This window comes from Allobosea sp. GW821-FHT12C12 (genome assembly GCF_058807355.1).
In genome coordinates this window covers 358590-377680 of the sequence record NZ_JBXAQP010000002.1, presented here as the reverse complement: position 1 = coordinate 377680, position 19091 = coordinate 358590, and the positions used below count along the sequence as shown (strand labels likewise).

Below are 19091 nucleotides of genomic sequence, written 5' to 3'. Positions count from 1 at the left end.
GAAAGGGAACAGGAGCGGAACGCAAGAATCGTCCTGCCGTAGTCCGAATTGTCCACAGTCTAAGGCAGCGCCCTGACAAAAGACGACAGGATATTCAGCCATCTAGCCATCTTCCGCCATCTTGATGGCAGGGCGCTCCAACAGTATGGTCCGTTACCCGATGCGGAGGCAGGCATGGCCGAACCACAACTATCGGTCCGCAGCGCTCGTGCGCGCGACATCGCCCATCGCCTGGCCCAGCGCGAAAAACGCACCGTGGCTCAGATCGTCGAGCGTGCGCTCGAGCGCTATGAAGAGAGCGAAACCGGCCGCCAGCCAGCGGCCAGGTTTTACGCCAGTCTGCGGGCTGATGAAGGAGACGACATCGATCTGATGGAACTCATCAACGAAGTGCGCAAACCTCATGCCGGCATCGATCTGTGATCTTTCTCGATACCACCGTCGTGTCGGAGACGCTGCGGACAGCGCCGGATTCGCGCGTCAGCGCTTGGCTTGAGCGGCATGATTCCGAGCTTGCTCTCTCGACGGTGGTGTTGGCCGAGATCTCATTTGGCATCGAACGGATCCGGCCGGAGCAACGGTCCGCCCGGTTCGAGCAGCGATTGCATAGGCTGCGCCGCGGGTTCGCGGGCCGTCTGTTCGCGCTGAATGAAGAAGCCGCACTCGCTTATGGCGAGCTGATGGGACGGGCGATGCGGCAAGGCGTCGTCATCTCGATGGCCGACGGAATGATCGCCGCGGTCGCCCTGGTCAACGGCGCTCGACTGGCGACGCGGAATCTCCGCCATTTCGGTTTGACCGGCCTGACCTTGCACGATCCATGGACGGATTGACGCAGACGTGGAAAAGGCGCCGCGACCGCTCGCGACGCCCTTGTATTCTCGGCCAAAGCCGAAATCTCAGCGATCGTCCTCGCCGGCTTCCGCCAGCGCCGCGCCGACCTCGAGACCCAGATCGTCGAGGTCGAACTCCTCGCGGGCCGTGACGTTCTCGCCGCGGACCTGGCGCTCGGCCTCCTCGGCCGAACGGGCGACGTTGACCGTCACCGTGACCGAGACCTCCGGGTGCAGCACGACCGGGACGGTATGCAGGCCGAGCGTCTTGATCGGGGCGTTGAGCGTGACCTGGCCGCGCGAGACCTTGAAGCCGTCGGCGCTCAGCGACTCGGCGATGTCGCGGGTCGAGACCGAGCCGTAGAGCACGCCGGATTCGCCGGACTGGCGCAGGATCACGACGGCGTGGCCGTCCAGCGTCGCGGCGACCTTGTCGGCCTCGGACTTCAGCTCGAGGCTGCGGGTCTCGAGCTCGAGCTTCTGGCTCTCGAAGCGCTTGCGGTTCTCCTCGGTAGCGCGCAGCGCCTTGCCGCGGGCAAGCAGGTAGTTGCGGCCGAAGCCGTCGCGGACGCGGACGACTTCGCCCATCTGGCCGAGCTTGGCGACGCGTTCGAGCAGGATCACTTCCATAGTCTTGTCTCCTTTGAGAGCGGTGAGTTGAGCGGGATCAGGCGTCGGAGTGGATCAGGTCCGGGGTGGCGGCGGGAGCGCGGCGCGCCTGCGCAGGCCGAGCAGGGAATCAAGCAGGCCGGCGAGAGCCAAAAGCGGCGTCAGGATCGCCTGCATCAGGACGAGCGCGACATAGACCGAGACCAGCATCGGCGTGCGCCAGGGCCTGCCGCGCGAGAGATCGTGCAGAAGGCTGAGGCCGCTGAACGTCAGGACGGCGAAGAGCGCGCCCGCCATCGCCGCGCCGGCGACGCCGACAAAGCCGCCGAGAAAGGCCGCGACCAGCGCCAGCGCCAGCACCAGCAGCGCCTGACGCGGCAGGGACGCGGCCGGGATGAAGGGCCAGGGCCGGGGCAGGCGGCCCGACAACTGCACCGCCTTGGCGGCGAGCCAGAGATTTGTCGCGATGGTGATGACGAAGGAGGCGCCGATGCCGGTCGGCACGGCGGGCGCCAGCGTCTGGGCGAGCTCGGGCAAGGTCGTGCCCGCCGGCAGCGCGATCATCCGGCTGCGGACCATCTCGGCGAGGAAGCCCTCGACGATGCGCGCGATGACCGCGCGATAGGCGTCGTAATCGGTCGTCATGACCAGCGCGCTGCCGACGGTGACGAGCGCCGCGGTCGCCGCGATCCAGACCAGCAGATGGCCGAGCGGATACCATTCGACATGGCCCGCGCCATCGTCGCGGGCGAGCAAGGCGAGATAGCCGATCCACCAGGCGGGCAAGGCGATGATGATCGCGAAGGCGAGGCCGGCGGTGAGCGTCAGCGAGACCGCGACGGCGCCCGCGCCCGCCGCGATGGCGACGAGTCCGGCGCGGTGGTTCCAGCCGAGCGCCGCGATGAAGATCGGGAGCGGGGCGGCGGAATACAGCAGGAAGGCCAGCGGCGATCCCATGATCACCACCGAGAACAGGAGGGCCGCGACGAGCCCCGCGCCTATGCCGACGATCGGTAACATCAATCTCGTCCTGCTGTCCCGCTGCTCGGCGTCCCGCAAACGGGCCCGGCAGGGTGAGAGGCTGGTCCGCCTCAACATACCCGGAGGAGTTTCACCGCCGGGCGACCATGGCTTGTCGTTTCAATGAACCCGGCGGCGCTGGCGCGCTTTCCGTTCGGCCGGTCCAGCCGAACGGAAAGGATTCGCATCAGCTATCATGCTCGACGCCGCCGGGGTAGCCGATCAACTCAGCGGATGACGTAGGGCAGCAGGCCGAGGAAGCGGGCGCGCTTGATCGCCTGGGCGAGCTCGCGCTGCTTCTTGGCCGACACGGCCGTGATGCGCGACGGCACGATCTTGCCGCGCTCGGAGATGTAGCGCGAGAGCAGGCGCACATCCTTGTAGTCGATCTTCGGCGCGCCCTCGCCCGAGAAAGGGCAGGACTTGCGGCGACGGAAGAAGGGGCGGCGGGCGCCGGCTGATGCAGTGGACATGGCTCAGGCCTCCGCGCTGGGGGTTTCGGCGGCTTCGTCGTCGCGACGCGGACGGTCGCGGCGCGGGCCGCGATCGCCGCCACGGTCGAAACGGTCGCCGCCGCCCGGACCACGCTCGAAGCGGTCGCCCCGCTCGCCGCGGTCGTCGCGGTCGCGCTTCTGGAGCATGGCCGACTGGCCCTCCTCGAGCTCGTCGACGCGGATGGTGAGGAAGCGCAGCACGTCCTCGTTGATGCGCATCTGGCGCTCCATCTCCAGCACGGCGGCGGAGGGGGCGTCGATGTTCAGAAGCGAATAATGCGCCTTGCGGTTCTTCTTGATGCGATAGCCCAGCGACTTGACGCCCCAGTACTCGACCTTGGGGACCGAGCCGCCATTCGCCTCGATGATGCCCTTGTACTGTTCGACAAGAGCCTCGACCTGCTGCGCGCTGACATCCTGCCGCGCGAGCAGCACATGCTCGTACAATGCCATGATTGGCCCTTCTGTTTCACCCTGCTTCGTCCGGCGCGGAGCCCTCCGAGCCCTGGAACAGGCCCGACAGGATTTCATCGAAGGCGGAGACACGGGATGACGGCTCCGGGGAGCCTACGGGCGATGCCTTCCCGAAGAAGAGGCCGCCCGCCATCCGTTCAGCCTCCGGCCGAACAAGCAGAAGGGGTCGTTACAGTCTGGCGGCGCGGCGCGCAACCGAAATCCGCCGCCGCGAGCGGCGAAGATGTCGAAAATCGCCTGACGCTGCTTGACTTGGCGCGGCGGGCGATGTGACTGCGCCGTCGCTATGACCAAGGCATGACGATAAGGTTCCGCCGCATGACGACTGCGTTCATCTTTCCGGGCCAGGGTTCTCAGGCCGTCGGCATGGGCAAAAGCCTGGCCGATGCCTTTCCCGCCGCTCGCGCCGTGTTCGACGAGGTCGATGCGGCCTTGTCGCAGAAACTATCGGCGCTGATGTGGGACGGACCGTCCGAGGAACTGACGCTGACGGCCAACGCCCAGCCGGCGCTGATGGCGGCGAGCCTCGCGGTGGTGCGCGTGCTGGAGGCCGAGGCCGGGTTCGAGCTGAAGCGCGACGCCGCCTTCGTCGCCGGCCATTCGCTCGGCGAGTATTCGGCGCTTGCCGCGGCCGGAACCTTCAGCATCGCGGACGCCGCCCGGCTGCTGCGCATCCGCGGCGACGCCATGCAGAAGGCCGTTCCGGCCGGCGAGGGCGCGATGGCGGCGCTGCTCGGGGCCGAGCTCGATCTCGCCCGGGCGATCGCGGGCGATGCCGCGCAAGGCGAAATCTGCCAGGTCGCCAACGACAATGGCGGCGGGCAGGTCGTGCTGTCGGGCGCGAAGGCCGCCGTCGAGCGCGCCATCGCCCTGTCGTCGGAGCGCGGCGTCCGGCGCGCCATGCTGCTGCCGGTCTCCGCGCCGTTCCATTGCGCCCTGATGCAGCCCGCGGCCGAAGCGATGCGGGCCGCGCTCGCCGATGTCGCGATGCGCGCGCCGTCCGTTCCCGTGATGGCCAATGTCGGGGCCGCGCCTCTGACCGACCCGGATGCGATCCGCGCCTCGCTGGTGGCGCAGGTCACCGGCACGGTGCGCTGGCGCGAGTGCGTCTCCGCCATGGCCGAGGCGAGCGTCACCGAATTCGTCGAGGCGGGTTCCGGCAAGGTGCTCGCCGGCCTGGTCAAGCGGATCGCCGCGGGGGCGGCGACGGTTTCATTGGGAACAGCCGAGGACATCGCGACTTACAAGGCCCGGAACGGGTGAGACGGCAGAACGCCGGACAAAGGGGAAACAGAATGTTCGATCTGACGGGCAGAAAAGCCCTGGTCACCGGCGCGACCGGCGGGCTGGGCGGCGCCATCGCGCGCACGCTTCACGCACAGGGCGCGCATGTCGCGCTGTCTGGCACGCGGGCCGAGGCGCTCGAGGCGCTGGCGGCCGAACTCGGCGAGCGCGCCGTGGTCGCCGCATGCAATCTCTCGGACAAGGAGTCCATCGAGGCTCTGGTGCCGGCGGCCGAGGAGAAGCTCGGCGGGCTCGACATCCTGGTGAACAACGCCGGCGTGACGCGCGACAACCTGTTCATGCGCCTGAAGGACGAGGACTGGGACGCGGTGATCGCGGTCAACCTCACCGCCGCCTTCCGGCTCTCGCGCGCGGCCGTGAAGAGCATGATGCGCCGCCGTCATGGCCGCATCGTCTCGATCGGTTCGGTCGTCGGGACGATGGGCAATCCGGGGCAGGGCAACTACGCCGCCTCGAAAGCCGGGCTGATCGGCATGTCGAAGGCGCTCGCGGCGGAAGTCGCCAGCCGCAACATCACCGTCAACGTCGTGGCGCCGGGCTTCATCGAGTCGCCGATGACCGAGGCGCTGACCGACAAGCAGCGCGAGAGCATCCTCTCCGACGTGCCGATGGGCCGGCTCGGCGCGGGCGCGGACATCGCCGCCGCCGTGCTCTACCTCGCCAGCGACGAGGCGGCCTACGTGACCGGGCAGACCTTGCATGTGAATGGCGGAATGGCCATGATCTGAACGGCTTGGGGCCGTTCGCGAAGATTTTTCGAGCGGATTTTCGCGACCGCCGCGGCGCTCGCCAGCCCGCCATGGCTGTGTTAATGAGCGGCCACGCGATGCTGCGGCGCGGCGCGGGGGGACTTGACGGGAACCCGCGAGTTGCGTTTGTGCAGGCATCGAGTGTCCCGGCTCGCCGGCGCCGACCAGGCCCGGCGGGACGTGAGGAGTGAAATCCCATCCACGCGTCGCGATCCGGCGGTGTGTTTCAAGGTTTAAGGAAGAGACCCATGAGCGATGTCGCCGAGCGCGTGAAGAAGATCGTGGTCGAACATCTCGGCGTCGATCCCGACAAGGTCGTCGATGACGCCAACTTCATCGAGGATCTCGGCGCCGACAGCCTCGACACCGTCGAGCTGGTGATGGCCTTCGAGGAAGAGTTCGGCGTCGAGATCCCCGACGACGCGGCCGAGACCATCGTCAAGGTCGGCGATGCCGTGAAGTTCCTGTCCAAGACCGCCTGATCGGCGCTTCCTGGGTCGCCGCGTCGCCGAAAGCGCCATGGTCTCACGCAATTTTCCGATGCGACGCGTCGTCGTCACGGGTCTTGGCATGGTGACCCCGCTGGGTTGCGGCGTCGAGCCGACCTGGACCCGTCTGCTCGCCGGCGCCAGCGGCGCCGGCCCGATCGCATCCTTCGACGCCAGCGACCTGCCGGCGCGCATCGCCTGCAACATCCCGCGCGGCGACGGTTCCGGCGGCTCCTTCAATCCCGACGACTGGATGGAGCCGAAGGAGCAGCGCAAGGTCGACGATTTCATCGTCTTCGCGATGGCCGCGGCCAGACAGGCGCTCACGGACGCCGGCTGGAAGCCCGAGAGCCGCGAGGACCAGGTCGCGACCGGCGTCGCGATCGGCTCCGGCATCGGCGGCCTGGGCGGCATCTACGAGGCCTCGATCCTGCTCAAGGAGCGCGGCCCGCGCCGGCTCTCTCCCTTCTTCATTCCCGGCCGGCTGAGCAATCTCGCGGCGGGCTACGTCTCGATCGAGCACGGGCTGAAGGGTCCGAACCACGCCGTCGTGACCGCCTGCTCGACCGGCGCGCACGCGATCGGCGACGCGGCCCGGATGGTGTCGCTCGGCGACGCCGACGTGATGGTCGCCGGCGGCACCGAATCGGCGATCAACCGGCTCGGCATCGCGGGCTTCTGCGCCTGCCGCGCGCTCTCGACCAATTTCAACGACACGCCCGAAAAGGCCTCGCGCCCCTATGACAGGGACCGCGACGGCTTCGTCATGGGCGAGGGCGCCGGCGTCGTCGTGCTGGAAGAGCTCGAGCATGCGCTGGCGCGCGGGGCGCGCGTCCATGCCGAGGTGGTCGGCTACGGCATGTCGGGCGACGCCTATCACATCACGTCGCCGGCCGAGGACGGCGACGGCGCCTATCGCTGCATGGAGATGGCGATCGGTCGCGCCGGCATCGCGGCCGGCGATCTCGACTACATCAACGCGCACGGCACCTCGACGCAGCTCGGCGACGAGATCGAATTGCGGGCGGTCGAGCGGCTGCTGGCGAATGCGCCCAGGCGCCCCGCCATGTCCTCGACCAAATCTGCGACCGGGCATCTGCTCGGGGCCGCGGGCGCGATCGAGGCGATCTTCGCGATCCTGGCGATCCGCGACCAGATCGCGCCGCCGACGATCAACCTCGACAACCCCTCGGTCGAGACCGAGATCGACCTCGTGCCGCATGTCGCGAAGAAACGGCCGATCGAGACGGTGCTGTCGAATTCCTTCGGCTTCGGCGGCACGAACGCCTCGCTGGTGATGAAGCGCTACGGCGGCTGAACCTGCCGGCCGGAGGCAAGCGCGGTTTCGCCATAATCTTCGCCCATCCCTGACGGTGTCCTGAAATCGGACTCGACCTCGACGCCGGCCTGCGTCACGACTTCGGCCGACATCGAGACTCGATACCGGCCCTTCGTCATCGACCTGAACCCTGCGAGCGCCTCGACCCGTGACCCAGCCCCCCCGCGTCGCCCCGAAAAGCCCGAGCGAGGCGTTGAAGCCCGTGGCCCCGCCCGCGCCGCCGCCCAAGGCGCGCCGCCGCCGCCGCAGCCCCTTCATCGGCCTGCTCAGCGGCCTGTTCACGGCCCTGCTGGTCGGCGCCGGCGTGATCGGCGCGACGGTCATGGTGATCAACGGCCAGAGCCGGGCGCCGGGACCGCTCGCCACCGACCGCGTGCTGATCATCCCCAAGGAAAGCGGCCTGACCGATATCGCCGAGCTGCTGCAGCGCGAGGGGCTGATCGACCACCCCTGGGCCTTCCGCGTCTCGGCGCTGGTCACCGGCAACTGGACCAAGCTGAAGGCCGGCGAATTCCTGTTCAAGGCGCGCGCCAGCCAGCAGGAGATCCTCGACATCATCGCCGAGGGCAAGGCCGTCGAGCACGCGCTGACGATCCCCGAGGGCCTGACCAGCGAGCAGATCGTCGCCCGGCTCAAGGAGAACGACCTTCTCGTCGGCGAGGTGATCCAGATCCCGCGCGAGGGCACGATCCTGCCCGACACCTACAAGTTCCAGCGCGGCTCGAGTCGGCAGGCGATCCTCGACCGGATGTCGCGCGACCAGCGCCGCGTCCTCAACGAGGTCTGGGCCAAGCGCCCGGCCGACCTGCCGATCAAGACGCCGCAGGAATTGGTGATCCTCGCCTCGATCGTCGAGAAGGAAACCGGCCGCGCCGACGAGCGCCCGCGCGTCGCCGGGGTCTTCATCAACCGGCTCAACCGCAGGATGAAGCTGCAGTCGGACCCGACGATCGTCTACGGCATCGTCGGCGGCAAGGGCACGCTCGGCCGGCCGATCCAGCGCAACGAGATCACGCAGGCGACGCCCTACAACACCTATGCGATCGACGGCCTGCCGCCCGGCCCGATCGCCAATCCCGGCCGCGCCGCGATGGAGGCCGTGGTCAATCATTCGCGCACGAAGGATCTCTATTTCGTCGCCGACGGCAGCGGCGGCCACGCTTTCGCCGAGACGCTGGAGCAGCACAACCGCAATGTCGCGCGCTGGCGCCAGGTCGAGGCGGCGCGCCGCGAGCCCGGCAAGCCGCCGGCCGAAGCCTCCGTCGACAAGGTCGAGCCGCCGCCGGCTCCCGACACCCGCACCGAGGCGCCGGGCCCGCAGCGCGCTGGCGCGGCCCCTGCCGAGGTCGAGACCTTCCCCGTGCCGGCGGGTCGTCGCGGCCCGCCGACCGTCCAGCCCGGCAGCACGGTGCAGGCAGGCGCGGCCGGCGCGCGGGCGCGCGCCTTCGACGCGTCCGAGGGCACGACGCGCGATCCGCTGCTCAACCGCAGCTACGACCTGAACACGCCCAAGCAGATTCCCGCGCTGCGGCCCTGACGCGGACGGACGCGTCGTCTCCAGCCTGACGCGAAGGCCGGTCGCGCCCGGCTCGCCTCTGAGATCCTCCGACCCCGTGGCGCTTTCCGTTCGGCCGTCGACCGAACGGAAAGCGCGCCAAATCAATACCTTAAGCATGTCCTGATCGAAAAAGTGGTTTCCACTTCCGCGGAACATGCTTAGGGTCCCGCCGCATCGCAAAGGCGCGGACAGGGACAGCCATGGCCATCGAGAGCATGACGGGTTTCGCCCGCGCCGCGGGCGCCGCGGGCATCCATGCTTGGGCCTGGGAAATCCGCAGCGTCAACGGGCGCGGCCTCGACATAAGGGTGCGCGTGCCGCCGGGCTTCGAGGTGCTGGCCGAAGCCGCGCGCAAGCAGCTCGGCTCGGCCTTCGCGCGCGGCACCCTGCACTGCAACCTCTCGCTCAGCAGCGACGCCGGGCCGCCGCGCCTGCGCGTCAACGAACAGGCGCTGGCCGGCCTCGTCGAGGCGGTCGGCCGGCTGCCTGTCCATGAAGGCATTCGTCCCGCGAGCTATGACGGGCTGCTCGCCATCCGGGGCATCGTCGAGCTGGCGGACGAGGCGCAGGATGCGCTGACGATGCTGGAGACGCCGGTGCTCGCCGGGCTCGCCGAGGTCGTGGCGGCGCTGAAGCAGGCGCGGGCCGCCGAGGGGCGGGCGCTGGAGGCGATCGTCTCCGGCCAGCTCGACGCGATCGCGGCGCTGACCGAGCAGGCCGAAACGCATCCGGCGCGCCGCGGCGAGGCGATCCGCGAGCGTCTGGCGGCGCAGGTCGCGGCGCTGCTGGAGGCGAGCCAGGCGCTCGATCCGCAGCGGCTGCACCAGGAGGCGGCGCTCCTGGCGGTCAAGGCCGACATCCGCGAGGAGCTCGACCGGCTGAAGGCGCATGTCGCGGCGCTGCGCCTGCTGCTCGCCCAGGGCGGGCCGATCGGCCGCAAGCTCGATTTCCTGTCGCAGGAGTTCGGCCGCGAGGCCTCGACGCTCTGCGCCAAGGCGGGCGATCCCGGCCTGTCGCGGATCGGGCTCGATCTGCGCACGGTCGTCGACCAGATGCGCGAACAGGTCCAGAACGTGGAGTGAAGACGATGGTCGAGCAGCCCCGCCCGGCCCGTCGCGGCCTGATGCTGATCCTGTCCTCGCCGTCCGGCGCGGGCAAATCGACGCTGACCCGCAACCTCTCGCAGAACGAGAACAATCTCGATCTGTCGGTCTCGGTGACGACCCGGCAAAGGCGCCCGTCGGAAATCGACGGCGTCCACTATCGATTCATCGATCGCCGCAGCTTTGACGCCATGCGCCAGCATGACGATCTGCTGGAATGGGCCGAGGTCCACGGGAATGGCTACGGCACGCCGCGCAAGGATGTCGAGGCCTCGCTCAACGACGGGCGCGACGTGCTCTTCGACATCGACTGGCAGGGCACGCAGCAGATCGTCGAGAAGGCGCGCGCCGATGTCGTGACGATCTTCATCCTGCCGCCGTCGATGGCGGAACTGCGCTCGCGGCTGGTGCGCCGCGCCGAGGATGCGCCCGAGACGATCGCCAGGCGGCTCGACAACGCCCGCGACGAGATCGCGCGCTGGAGCGTCTACGACTACGTCATCGTCAACGACGATCTGAACGCGGCCTACGAGTCGATCCGTTCGATCCTCGTGGCCGAGCGGCTGAGGCGCAGCCGCGCCACGGGACTGAGCGATTTCGTCGAGACGTTGCTGAGCGAAAAGCTGCCCTGAAGCCAGCCGTCTCCCGGCGATCAGTTCGCCTGGATGCCGGCATCGCGGACGAGCTTGCCCCAGCGCTCGCTGTCGGCCGCGATCACGGCCGCGAGTTCGGCAGGAGAGCCGCCGATGGCGCGCGCGCCCTGCGCCTCCAGCGCCGCCGCCATGTCCGGCGCCTTCAGCGCGTCGGCGACCGCCTTGCTGAGCTGCGCGACGATCGCGGGCGGGGTCGCGGCCGGAGCCATCAGCGCATACCAGGAGACCGCCTCGAAGCCGGGCAGGCCCGCCGCCTCGGCGACGGTCGGCACCGCCGGCATCAGCGCGCTGCGGGCCGGGCTGGCGATGGCGAGCGCCCGGAGCTGGCCGCTCTCGACCAGCGGCCTGGCGGTGGAGAGCTGCGCCAGCATCACCGAGATCTCGCCGCGCAGAACGTCGGTCAGCGCGGGGGCGACGCCGCGATAGGGCACATGCGTCATGGCGAAGCCGGCCGAGCGCGCCAGCAGTTCGGCGCCGAGATGGGCGAGGCTGCCGGCGCCGGGCGAGGCGTAGGTCAGTTGCGGCGAACCGGCGCGGCCGGCCGCGACCAGTTCGGGCAGGCTGCGCCAGGGCGAAGCGCCCGCGACGACGAAGACGTTCTCGACGCTGGCGATCTGCGTCACCGGGGCAAAATCCTTCACCGGATCATAGGGCAGGCTGGCGAAGAGCGCCGGATTCACCGCGAGGTTGCCGATCGGCGCCAGAGCGAGCGTGTAGCCATCGGGGTCGGCCTTCGCCACGCTCGCCATGGCGGTGTTGCCCTGCGCGCCGACGCGGTTCTCGACCGTGACCGGCTGGCCCCAGGCCTGGCCGAGCCTGTCGGCGACGATCCGCGCGAGCGCATCGGGCGCGCCGCCGGCGGCGAAGCCGACGACGATGCGGATCGGTCGGGACGGGTAGGCGGATTGGGCGGCGGCGCGCGGCGCGGCCGCGGTCGCGAGCAAGGCGGCCAAAGCCGTCCGGCGGTCGATCGATGTCATGGAGCGCTCCCTGTCTCTGGCGGGCTGGATAGCAGGAAGCGTGTCGCGGATCAGGTCGGCGGGAAGACGCGCGGGATGATCGCGACGAGCGCGACGAACTGCACGGCGTTGTAGGCCATGCCGCGCCAATGCAGCCCGCGCAGCCGACGCACCGCCTGCGCATCGCCGGCATCCCGCGCAAGCAGTTCGGCGTCCATGCTGCGCAGGAAACAGCGTCGCATGGCGATGGCCAGGATCGCGATCGCGGCCGGCACGAGGCCGAAGAGCGGACGGCCGGCGATCGTGAAGGCGACGATGCCGATGACGGAGCCGATGCAGATCAGCCTGAAGTGGACGCTGAACAGGCCGCGCAGCAGCCAGGTGACGATCGGATCCTCGAGTTTGGCCAGCAGGAAGGTCGGCGACGCGATCAGGAAGTAGAGAGTCGGGAGCAAGACGGCGACGACGCCGGCGACGGCAAACGCATCGGGGGACATGGCACGGTCCTCGCTCGATCCTGATGAAGACAGGGTAATCGGGCGATCATTCGCCGGCAATCGCACTTAGGTCGCACGCGATCAGGCGCGGGCGGCCAAGACTTGCGCGAGCCGCACGAAGCCCGAGACCGGGATTTCCTCGGCGCGGGCGGCGGCATTCAGGCCGGCGGCCTCGATCAGCGGCAGCGGGTCCGGCGTCACGGCCTTGAGGCTCTGGCGCAGCATCTTGCGGCGCTGGCCGAAGGCGGCGAGCGTGATCCGCTCCAGGAGCCGCAACTCGCAGGGCTCAGGCTCCGGGCGCGGCACGAGACGGACCACGGAGGAGGTGATCCTGGGCTGCGGCACGAAGGCGGTCTTCGGCACGTCGAACAGGATCTTCGCCTCGCAGCGCCAGCCGGTCAGCACGGCGAGCCGGCCGTAATCGGCGCGCCGCTCCGGCGTCGCGACGATGCGCTCGGCGACCTCGCGCTGGAACATCAGCGTCAGCGAGCGCCACCAGGGCGGCCAGGGATCGAGGCCGAGCCAGCCGACCAGAAGCGGCGTGCCGATATTGTAGGGCAGGTTGGCGACGATGCGGGCCGGCTTGCCGCCGAGATGGCGCGTGAGGTCGACCGCCAGCGCGTCGCCGTCGACGACCTCGAGCCGGCCGGGATAATGCGCCGCGATCTCGGCGAGCGCCGGCAGGCAGCGCCGGTCGCGCTCGACCGCGATGACCTTTGTCGCGCCATTGGCGAGCAGGGCCCGCGTCAGTCCGCCGGGACCGGGGCCGATCTCGACCACGGTCTCGCCCTCGAGCGGGCCGGCGGCGCGGGCAATGCGGCCGGTCAGGTTGAGGTCGAACAGAAAATTCTGGCCGAGCGCCTTCTGCGCCATCAGGCCATGGCGCTCGACCACATCGCGCAAGGGCGGCAGGTCGTCGATCTGGCTCATCCCACAGTCTCGGCTGACATGGCAGCCATCCGCGCCGCCAGTTTCAGGGCGGCGCAGAGGCTGTCCGGCCGCGCCACGCCCTGGCCCGCGATGTCGAAAGCGGTGCCGTGGTCGGGCGAGGTCCGGATGAAGGGCAGGCCGAGCGTGACGTTGACGCCGTCGTCGAAGGCGATCGTCTTGATCGGGATCAGGGCCTGGTCGTGATACATCGCCAGTGCGACATCGTAGCCGGCCCGGGCGCGGGCATGGAACATCGTGTCGGCCGGGTAGGGCCCGCGCGCATCGATGCCGAGCGCGCGCAGGCGCGCGATCGCGGGGGCGACGATGGCGTCGTCCTCCAGTCCGAGCGCGCCGCCTTCGCCGGCATGAGGGTTGAGCCCGCTGAGCGCGAGTCGGGGTTTGGATACGCCGAAACGGCTGGTCAGCCCGGCCGAGACGATCCGGCCCGTCTCGACGATCAGATCCGTCGTCAGCAGGCCGGGCACGGCGCTGAGCGGAACGTGGATCGTCACCGGCACGACGACGAGATCCTCGCTCCAGAGCAGCATTACCGGCCGCGGCTCAGGGCCGCCTTCCGCCGCGAGATGCGCGAGGTATTCGGTATGGCCCGGATGCTTGAAGCCGGCTGCATAAAGCACTGATTTCGCGATTGGATTCGTCACGACGGCCGAAACCTGACCGGCCTTGGCCGCCGCGACGGCGCGGTCGATCGCGGCGATCGTGCCAGGCGCGGAGGCCGGATCGGGCCGGCCGGCCGTCACGGCCGGGCCGACCTCGAGCGGAATCACCGGCAAGCCGGCGTCGAACCGTGCGCCCGCGTCCGGCCAGTCGCAGGCGATCAGCGGCACGTCGAGCGAGAGCGCGTGCGCGAGCCGGCGCAGATGCGCGATGTCGGCGATGCAGGCGAAGGCCGGCAGCGCCTTTTCGCGACGCAGCAGCCAGGCCCGCAGGGCGAGTTCCGGCCCGATCCCGGCGGGGTCGCCCTGTGTCAGCGCCAGAGGCCTCGGCGACATGTCGCGCGTCCGGAAGGGAGGGTTTGGAAGAAGCTCGGCCTACGCCCGTCAGCGGCTGACGCCGTCTCCGGTCGCCGCGTCGAGGTTCTGCTGGAGGGCGATCTCGCCCAGCGTCCGCAGCTCGAGCCTGAACAGCACGGTGCGCGTGTCCTTCGTCGCGCCGGCCTGCCGGTCGGCATAGCTCTGCGTATAGGCGATGTCGAAGATCGTGCACTCGTCGGTGTAGTTGATGCCGAACGAGGTCGAGGCGGTCTGGAACAGGCCGGCCTTGGGATAGGTCGGCGGCGTGCCGACCGGCGAGACCTGATAGGCCGCCAGCGCGTCGCGATAGCGCTCGCGATCGTATTTGTACTTGTCGAGATCGAACAGCACGCCGGCGCGGACCTTCCAGTTCTGCGTCACGGCGATGGACGACGACAGCGACAGGCCCTCGCGCCGGCGGTTGATGCCGAGATTGGGCTGCGGCTCGTAGCGGCCGTAGCCGATCGAGGCCGAGATGATCTGGTTCGAGTAGGTCGCCGCCGCGTCGGCGCGCTGAACCTCGAAGGTCGTCTCGTTGAGGCGCGTCGCGCCGCTGAGGACGAAGCCGGACCATGGCGAGAGCTGTCCGCGCGCGACGATGTCGGAGCGATTGGTCTCCAGGCCCGAATCGAGACCGGCATTGACCAGGTCGCCGCGGGCGAAGGAGTTGCGGCCGCCGATATGATAGGACTGGCCGAGCAGGAGGTTTGCGTAAGCCTCGTTGCCGAAGCGGCCGGTGTAGAGCGCGCCGACATTGAGGCGCGAGCCGCCTTCAAGCCGGTCGTAGCCCGAGAACTTGCCGCTCCACTCGAACAGGTTGGTGTCGTCGAACACCAGGCTCTGCGAATCCTCGTTGGCGACGCGCAGGCTGCCGGTCTCGTTGGGCCGCGCCACGACCTGCGCCACCGGCTCGATGATATGGGTGCCCCAGCCGGTCCTGGCGACGAAGGGGTAGCGGTACATCAGGCCGATCGCCGGCATCGCCCGGCCGAAGACCTCGTTGGAGGTGTCGGCGATGTTGGCGGCATAGGAGTTGTAGTAGGCCGTGGTCGACGGATTGATCGAGAACACGTCGGCGCGCAGCGAGGCGTAAGGCGTCCAGACCTGGCCGATCGGATCGATGAAGTTGCGCCGCCACGACACCTCCGCCGTGGCGCGCGAGACGCCGCCGGCCAGGCCGCGCACCAGGCAGGTGCTCTTCTGGTAGATCGCGCAGCCGTCATAGAGGGCGGTGCCGTTGGCGAGCGTGATCAGGTTGGCGGTCTGCCGCGGCAATTGCTGATAGGCCGCCGCCTCGCGATGCAGGCTGGTGACGTTGACGTTGAAGGCGATCTCGCCGCCGAGGAAGGACGGCTTCTCGATGCGCTTGTTGTAGTCGAGCGAGGGCAGCACGACCGGCTGCTGCTTCTGCCAGTCGTTCGCGGTCAGCGGCTGGAAATAATAGCCGCGCAGATCGAACCAGGCCGAGGGGCTCTGGCCGTTGAGATAGACCGTCGAGATCGATTCCTGGAGATAGGTCGTCGAACTGACGCTCTCGTTGATGATGCGGTAGTTGCGGTAGAACCAGCGGTCGGTCGACATCGCGACGTTCCAGCCGAAATTCCAGCGCGGATTGAGATAGAACTTGCCGTTGGACTCGATCGAGCCGCGGAAATCCTTGTTCGCCGCGCCGAAGGGAGAGGCCAGGAAGGCTTCCGGCTCCTGCTGGCTGATGCCGCTGGCGCGGATCAGATAGGAGCCGTTCGACATCCGTTGGCGCCACTCGGCCTGGCCCAGAAAGCCCTGGCGCGTGAGATAGGTCGGCGTCAACGTCAGGTCGTAGTTCGGCGCGAGATTGAAGAAATACGGCACGGACGCGCCGAAGCCGAGCGCGGTGGTGTTGATGTAGCGCGGCGCGAGCACGCCGGTCTTGCGCTTCACGGTCGAATCCGGGCCCGACATATAGGGTATGTAGGCCATCGGAATGCCGAGGAATTCGAGACGCGCATCCTCGTAATAGATCGTCTGCTCGGACTTCTTGTGGATGATCCTGGCGGCGCGGACCTGCCATAATGGCGGCTTTTCGGGCGCGGCCTTGCAGGCCTCGCAGGCGGTGTAGATGCCCTTCTCGAAGACGAAGGTCTCGCCGTCGGTGCGCTCGGCGCGGGGCGCGGAGAAGCGGGTCCTGTCGGGATTCTGGACCTGGAGCGAATCGATGAAGCCGTCGCGGAAATCATCGGTCAGGTTGAAGCGCTCGCCGGTGATGACGGTGCCGTTGGCCTCGGTAATGCGGGCGTTGCCGGTCGCGACGACACGCTTGCTCTTGCGGTCGTAGACGACGCGGTCCGCCTCGATGGTGCGGCCCTGATAGAGGATCTGCACCGAGCCGACGGCGGATACGGTGTTGTTGTCGTTGTTGTAGATCAGCTCGCGGGCGTCGACGACCATCCGCTCCTGCGGCTTGGCCCCCGGCGGCGCCGGCGCCTGCGCCTGGACCGGCGACGCCAGCATGAACGCCAGGCTCGACGCGAGCGCGGTCGCGGCAGCAAAGCGCGCCATGCGTCTCACGCCAGAAGCCATACGCTCAATCCTAAATTAACCATAGGCACAGTACGATTACCCATCTTCCTGATGGAGCAGAGCCAGAGCGCCGAGCATCGTCCCCACGACAGCCGGCAGCCAGGCGGCGATCACGGAACTGACGATTCCGGCCGACCCCAGCTCTTCTGACAATTGCGTCGCGACATAGAGCACGAAGCCCGCCGCCACGCCACCTACCACCAGTCTGGTCACACCACCAAACCTGAAAAATCTTAAGGAAACGGATGCCGCCACGAGAACCATGGCGACGAGCAGCAGCGGCCGCGCCATGAGCGACTGGTAGCGAAGCTCGTAACGCGTGGTGTCGAGCCCGGCATTCTTCGTCCGCTCGATCACCGTCGGCATCGCCCAGAACCCGACGGCGTCAGGCGGTGTGAAACTTTGCCGCATCTGCTCGGGCTCCAGGGTCGTCGCGACGAGGTAGGTCGGGTAGCTCTGTGGCTCTTCCATGGCGGAGATGACGCGGGCGTCGGTTAGCTCCCAGAAGCCCGGCCGCAGCACCGCCTGCCTGGCGTCGATGCGCTCGCTGAAGCCGCCGCCGGGGCCGAACGAGAAGATCGCGACCTGGGACAGTCCGTCGCCGTCTGGCAGGGCGCCGGCGGCGCGCACGATCGACTGGCCGTCGACGCTGTGCTGCCTCAGCCAGATTTCCTGATTGGCCGGCGCCTGGGCCGCGCGCGCGAAAAGCCGCGCCTCCAGCAGCGTCGCGTTGCGCTTCAGCTCGGCCGCGACGGGGTTGTAGACGAGGATCGAGAACAGGCCGATCAGCCCCGCCACCAGCGCCGCCGGCTGCAGGAACTGCCAGGCCGAGACGCCGACCGAGCGGGCGACGACGAGCTCGAGCTTCCGGCTCAGCGTCAGGAGCGCGAACATGCCGCCGAATAGCGCCGCGAAGGGGAAGATCTGCTCGGCCACGGCCGGCGCGCGATAGAGCGCGAGCCGCACGATCTGCGCCGTCGTCGCGACCGGCGAATCGCCGGCGCGGCGCATGAGCTCGACGAAATCGAGCGTGCCGATCAGGAAGAAGAAGGTGCCGAAGACGCCGAGGATCGCGCGCCCGAAGCGCCGGGTCAGGTAGCGGCCGAAGGTGGTGGCGAGCAGCATCAGGCGCGCCTGAGCCGTGCGGTCAGGCCGGTCAGCGGCGCCAGCACCGGCGCGGCGAGGCGCGCCAGCACCGGCCGCAGCCGCTCGCCATAGAGGATCAGGGAGACCGAGAGGATGATCGCGCCGATCGGCAGAAGGTAGAGCAGCAGCACGGCGGACGGCGAGCGCACGCTCGCCGTCCAGGCGGCATAGGCGCCGATGCGCGTCGCGCCGACGATCAGGATCGCGGCCTGGATCGCGCTGGCGCGGCCCTGGCGGGTGGTGCGGGCCTCGCCGAGGAAGGCGAAGGCGATCAGCATGAAAGCGATCGGATACAGCGGCGCGGAGAGGCGGTTGTGCAGCTCGGCCCGGAAGCGGCCTTCCTGGGTCTTGTAATAGTGCTCGTTGCGGTCCTGGTTGAGCAGCGACCAGGTGGTGCGCTCGCGCGGCTTGTAGATGACCTTGTCGCCGCTGCCTTCGCCGGCGCCGCCGGCCGCGTCGCCAGACAGCGCCGAGAGGTTCAGCGCATAGCGCTCGAAGGAGATGATCGAGGTCGTGTCCTGCTTGTTCTCGCGCTGGATCGTGCCGCGTTCGAGCATCAGGAAGTTCTGGCCGTCGACGTCCGCCGTGCGGCCGCGCTCGGCGATATAGATCGCGGGCTGGTTCGGATCGCGCCGGTCCTGCATGAAGATGCCGACCAGCGCGTCGCCCTGGCGCTCGCGGTAGTGGAAGGTGACGCCGGATTCGAGCGAGACGAACTGGCCCTCCTTGACGACGTTGGCGACGAAATCGGCGCGGATCGTGGTGATCAGGTCGCGCAGCATGCGGAAACCGGCCGGCATGACCGAAAGCGACATCCAGCCGACGAGCAGGGAGACCGCGATGGTCAGCACGATGAAGGGCTTCGTCAGCCGATGGGGCGCGACGCCGGCCGCGTTCATCACGATCAGCTCGGAATCGCCGTTGAGCCGGTTCAGCGTGTAGAGCGTCGCCATGAACAGCGCGACCGGCGCGATGCCGGCGATCAGCGCCGGCAGCGAGAGCAGCGTGACGGTGAAGAAGATCACCACCGTCTGGCCCTTGCCGGTGATCAGGTCGACCTCGCGCAGCGCCTGCGTCACCCAGATCACGCTCGTCAGGCCGATCAGCAGCACGATGGCGGCGACCGCGGCGATCTTCAGGATGTAGCGGTCGAGGCGGTTCAGGATCACGCGGCGGCTTTCGCTCGGGTCTTCGGGAAGCGCCTGTTCCACAGGCGGATTTGGACGCTTCGGCGCTTACATCCTATGGTATAGGCGCAATCATGGCGCAAACGGGAATCGTTTGTGTTCCTGTCGCTAGAGGCCATAACAGCCTCTGATCTCGTCCGACGCCCTCCTTCGC

Annotated in this window: 20 protein-coding genes; 9 read left to right on the top strand and 11 right to left on the bottom strand. The window is 68.7% G+C overall.

The window, feature by feature from the left end; genetic code table 11:
• Window positions 1–174 precede the first annotated feature (174 nt).
• Together AC1RRW_RS04745 and AC1RRW_RS04740 are read left to right on the top strand one after the other, a co-directional pair.
• On the top strand, window positions 175–423 hold the full coding sequence (locus AC1RRW_RS04745) for a plasmid stabilization protein (protein WP_492899375.1): 249 nt from the start codon (window positions 175–177) through the stop codon (window positions 421–423).
• Window positions 420–833, top strand: coding sequence for a type II toxin-antitoxin system VapC family toxin (locus tag AC1RRW_RS04740; protein ID WP_492899374.1), 414 nt, complete (start codon window positions 420–422; stop codon window positions 831–833). The genes AC1RRW_RS04745 and AC1RRW_RS04740 overlap by 4 nt, the downstream gene beginning before the upstream one ends.
• Window positions 834–899: 66 nt before the next feature.
• On the opposite strand, the gene rplI is transcribed toward AC1RRW_RS04740, so the two are convergent.
• The 4 genes from rplI to rpsF form a co-directional block, all read right to left on the bottom strand.
• Window positions 900–1463 carry a 50S ribosomal protein L9 gene (gene rplI, locus AC1RRW_RS04735; protein ID WP_492899373.1) on the bottom strand — a complete coding sequence of 188 codons (564 nt, stop codon included), beginning with the start codon at window positions 1461–1463 and terminating at the stop codon, window positions 900–902.
• Between the two features lie 54 nt (window positions 1464–1517).
• Window positions 1518–2462 carry a hypothetical protein gene (locus tag AC1RRW_RS04730; RefSeq protein WP_492899372.1) on the bottom strand — a complete coding sequence of 315 codons (945 nt, stop codon included), beginning with the start codon at window positions 2460–2462 and terminating at the stop codon, window positions 1518–1520.
• Between the two features lie 227 nt (window positions 2463–2689).
• Window positions 2690–2935 carry a 30S ribosomal protein S18 gene (gene rpsR / locus AC1RRW_RS04725; protein WP_038367644.1) on the bottom strand — a complete coding sequence of 82 codons (246 nt, stop codon included), beginning with the start codon at window positions 2933–2935 and terminating at the stop codon, window positions 2690–2692.
• Window positions 2936–2938: 3 nt separating this feature from the next.
• Window positions 2939–3409, bottom strand: a complete 471-nt coding sequence (gene rpsF, locus AC1RRW_RS04720; RefSeq protein ID WP_492899371.1) for a 30S ribosomal protein S6 — start codon at window positions 3407–3409, stop codon at window positions 2939–2941.
• Between the two features lie 339 nt (window positions 3410–3748).
• Here rpsF and fabD point away from each other — a divergent pair, with 339 nt between their 5' ends.
• The 7 genes from fabD to gmk all read left to right on the top strand — a co-directional run bounded on the left by fabD (window position 3749) and on the right by gmk (window position 10604).
• Window positions 3749–4693 (top strand): ACP S-malonyltransferase, encoded by a 945-nt coding sequence (fabD, locus tag AC1RRW_RS04715; protein ID WP_492899370.1) that lies wholly within the window; start codon window positions 3749–3751, stop codon window positions 4691–4693.
• A gap of 32 nt (window positions 4694–4725) precedes the next feature.
• Window positions 4726–5463: a 3-oxoacyl-[acyl-carrier-protein] reductase gene (gene fabG, locus AC1RRW_RS04710; protein ID WP_492899369.1), complete on the top strand. Its 738-nt coding sequence runs from the start codon at window positions 4726–4728 to the stop codon at window positions 5461–5463.
• A gap of 269 nt (window positions 5464–5732) precedes the next feature.
• Window positions 5733–5966, top strand: a complete 234-nt coding sequence (locus tag AC1RRW_RS04705; RefSeq protein WP_492899368.1) for an acyl carrier protein — start codon at window positions 5733–5735, stop codon at window positions 5964–5966.
• A 58-nt stretch (window positions 5967–6024) separates the two neighbouring features.
• Window positions 6025–7290 carry a beta-ketoacyl-ACP synthase II gene (gene fabF, locus AC1RRW_RS04700; RefSeq protein WP_492899401.1) on the top strand — a complete coding sequence of 422 codons (1266 nt, stop codon included), beginning with the start codon at window positions 6025–6027 and terminating at the stop codon, window positions 7288–7290.
• Window positions 7291–7459: 169 nt separating this feature from the next.
• A complete protein-coding gene (gene mltG / locus AC1RRW_RS04695; RefSeq protein ID WP_492899367.1) occupies window positions 7460–8848 on the top strand; it encodes an endolytic transglycosylase MltG in 1389 nt (462 codons plus the stop codon).
• A gap of 221 nt (window positions 8849–9069) precedes the next feature.
• Entirely contained in the window at window positions 9070–9951 is an 882-nt protein-coding gene (locus tag AC1RRW_RS04690; RefSeq protein WP_492899366.1) for a YicC/YloC family endoribonuclease, read from the top strand.
• 5 nt (window positions 9952–9956) lie between these two features.
• Window positions 9957–10604 (top strand): guanylate kinase, encoded by a 648-nt coding sequence (gene gmk / locus AC1RRW_RS04685; protein WP_492899365.1) that lies wholly within the window; start codon window positions 9957–9959, stop codon window positions 10602–10604.
• Window positions 10605–10624: 20 nt separating this feature from the next.
• Here gmk and AC1RRW_RS04680 read toward each other — a convergent pair whose 3' ends face one another.
• From AC1RRW_RS04680 to lptF, 7 genes are all read right to left on the bottom strand, one after another.
• Window positions 10625–11605 (bottom strand): Bug family tripartite tricarboxylate transporter substrate binding protein, encoded by a 981-nt coding sequence (locus AC1RRW_RS04680; protein ID WP_492899364.1) that lies wholly within the window; start codon window positions 11603–11605, stop codon window positions 10625–10627.
• A gap of 50 nt (window positions 11606–11655) precedes the next feature.
• Window positions 11656–12081 (bottom strand): hypothetical protein, encoded by a 426-nt coding sequence (locus AC1RRW_RS04675; RefSeq protein ID WP_492899363.1) that lies wholly within the window; start codon window positions 12079–12081, stop codon window positions 11656–11658.
• A gap of 81 nt (window positions 12082–12162) precedes the next feature.
• A complete protein-coding gene (gene rsmA / locus AC1RRW_RS04670; protein ID WP_492899362.1) occupies window positions 12163–13011 on the bottom strand; it encodes a 16S rRNA (adenine(1518)-N(6)/adenine(1519)-N(6))-dimethyltransferase RsmA in 849 nt (282 codons plus the stop codon).
• A complete protein-coding gene (gene pdxA / locus AC1RRW_RS04665) occupies window positions 13008–14024 on the bottom strand; it encodes a 4-hydroxythreonine-4-phosphate dehydrogenase PdxA (RefSeq protein WP_492899361.1) in 1017 nt (338 codons plus the stop codon). The genes rsmA and pdxA overlap by 4 nt, the downstream gene beginning before the upstream one ends.
• 48 nt (window positions 14025–14072) lie before the next feature.
• Entirely contained in the window at window positions 14073–16583 is a 2511-nt protein-coding gene (locus tag AC1RRW_RS04660; RefSeq protein ID WP_492899360.1) for an LPS-assembly protein LptD, read from the bottom strand.
• A gap of 57 nt (window positions 16584–16640) precedes the next feature.
• Window positions 16641–17729 carry an LPS export ABC transporter permease LptG gene (gene lptG, locus AC1RRW_RS04655; RefSeq protein WP_492899359.1) on the bottom strand — a complete coding sequence of 363 codons (1089 nt, stop codon included), beginning with the start codon at window positions 17727–17729 and terminating at the stop codon, window positions 16641–16643.
• Window positions 17729–18919, bottom strand: a complete 1191-nt coding sequence (gene lptF, locus AC1RRW_RS04650; protein WP_492899358.1) for an LPS export ABC transporter permease LptF — start codon at window positions 18917–18919, stop codon at window positions 17729–17731. The genes lptG and lptF overlap by 1 nt, the downstream gene beginning before the upstream one ends.
• Window positions 18920–19091 lie beyond the last annotated feature (172 nt).

Excerpts from the sequence above, each read along its gene's own strand:
- rpsR (WP_038367644.1), bottom strand. The coding sequence starts at position 2,935 with ATGTCCACTGCATCAGCCGGCGCCCGCCGCCCCTTCTTCCGTCGCCGC.
- rplI (WP_492899373.1), bottom strand. The coding sequence starts at position 1,463 with ATGGAAGTGATCCTGCTCGAACGCGTCGCCAAGCTCGGCCAGATGGGC.
- fabG (WP_492899369.1), top strand. The coding sequence starts at position 4,726 with ATGTTCGATCTGACGGGCAGAAAAGCCCTGGTCACCGGCGCGACCGGC.
- fabD (WP_492899370.1), top strand. The coding sequence starts at position 3,749 with ATGACGACTGCGTTCATCTTTCCGGGCCAGGGTTCTCAGGCCGTCGGC.
- rsmA (WP_492899362.1), bottom strand. The coding sequence starts at position 13,011 with ATGAGCCAGATCGACGACCTGCCGCCCTTGCGCGATGTGGTCGAGCGC.
- AC1RRW_RS04680 (WP_492899364.1), bottom strand. The coding sequence starts at position 11,605 with ATGACATCGATCGACCGCCGGACGGCTTTGGCCGCCTTGCTCGCGACC.
- AC1RRW_RS04745 (WP_492899375.1), top strand. The coding sequence starts at position 175 with ATGGCCGAACCACAACTATCGGTCCGCAGCGCTCGTGCGCGCGACATC.
- fabF (WP_492899401.1), top strand. The coding sequence starts at position 6,025 with ATGCGACGCGTCGTCGTCACGGGTCTTGGCATGGTGACCCCGCTGGGT.
- AC1RRW_RS04690 (WP_492899366.1), top strand. The coding sequence starts at position 9,070 with ATGGCCATCGAGAGCATGACGGGTTTCGCCCGCGCCGCGGGCGCCGCG.
- lptG (WP_492899359.1), bottom strand. The coding sequence starts at position 17,729 with ATGCTGCTCGCCACCACCTTCGGCCGCTACCTGACCCGGCGCTTCGGG.
- AC1RRW_RS04705 (WP_492899368.1), top strand. The coding sequence starts at position 5,733 with ATGAGCGATGTCGCCGAGCGCGTGAAGAAGATCGTGGTCGAACATCTC.
- rpsF (WP_492899371.1), bottom strand. The coding sequence starts at position 3,409 with ATGGCATTGTACGAGCATGTGCTGCTCGCGCGGCAGGATGTCAGCGCG.
- pdxA (WP_492899361.1), bottom strand. The coding sequence starts at position 14,024 with ATGTCGCCGAGGCCTCTGGCGCTGACACAGGGCGACCCCGCCGGGATC.
- AC1RRW_RS04675 (WP_492899363.1), bottom strand. The coding sequence starts at position 12,081 with ATGTCCCCCGATGCGTTTGCCGTCGCCGGCGTCGTCGCCGTCTTGCTC.
- gmk (WP_492899365.1), top strand. The coding sequence starts at position 9,957 with ATGGTCGAGCAGCCCCGCCCGGCCCGTCGCGGCCTGATGCTGATCCTG.
- AC1RRW_RS04660 (WP_492899360.1), bottom strand. The coding sequence starts at position 16,583 with ATGGCGCGCTTTGCTGCCGCGACCGCGCTCGCGTCGAGCCTGGCGTTC.
- AC1RRW_RS04730 (WP_492899372.1), bottom strand. The coding sequence starts at position 2,462 with ATGTTACCGATCGTCGGCATAGGCGCGGGGCTCGTCGCGGCCCTCCTG.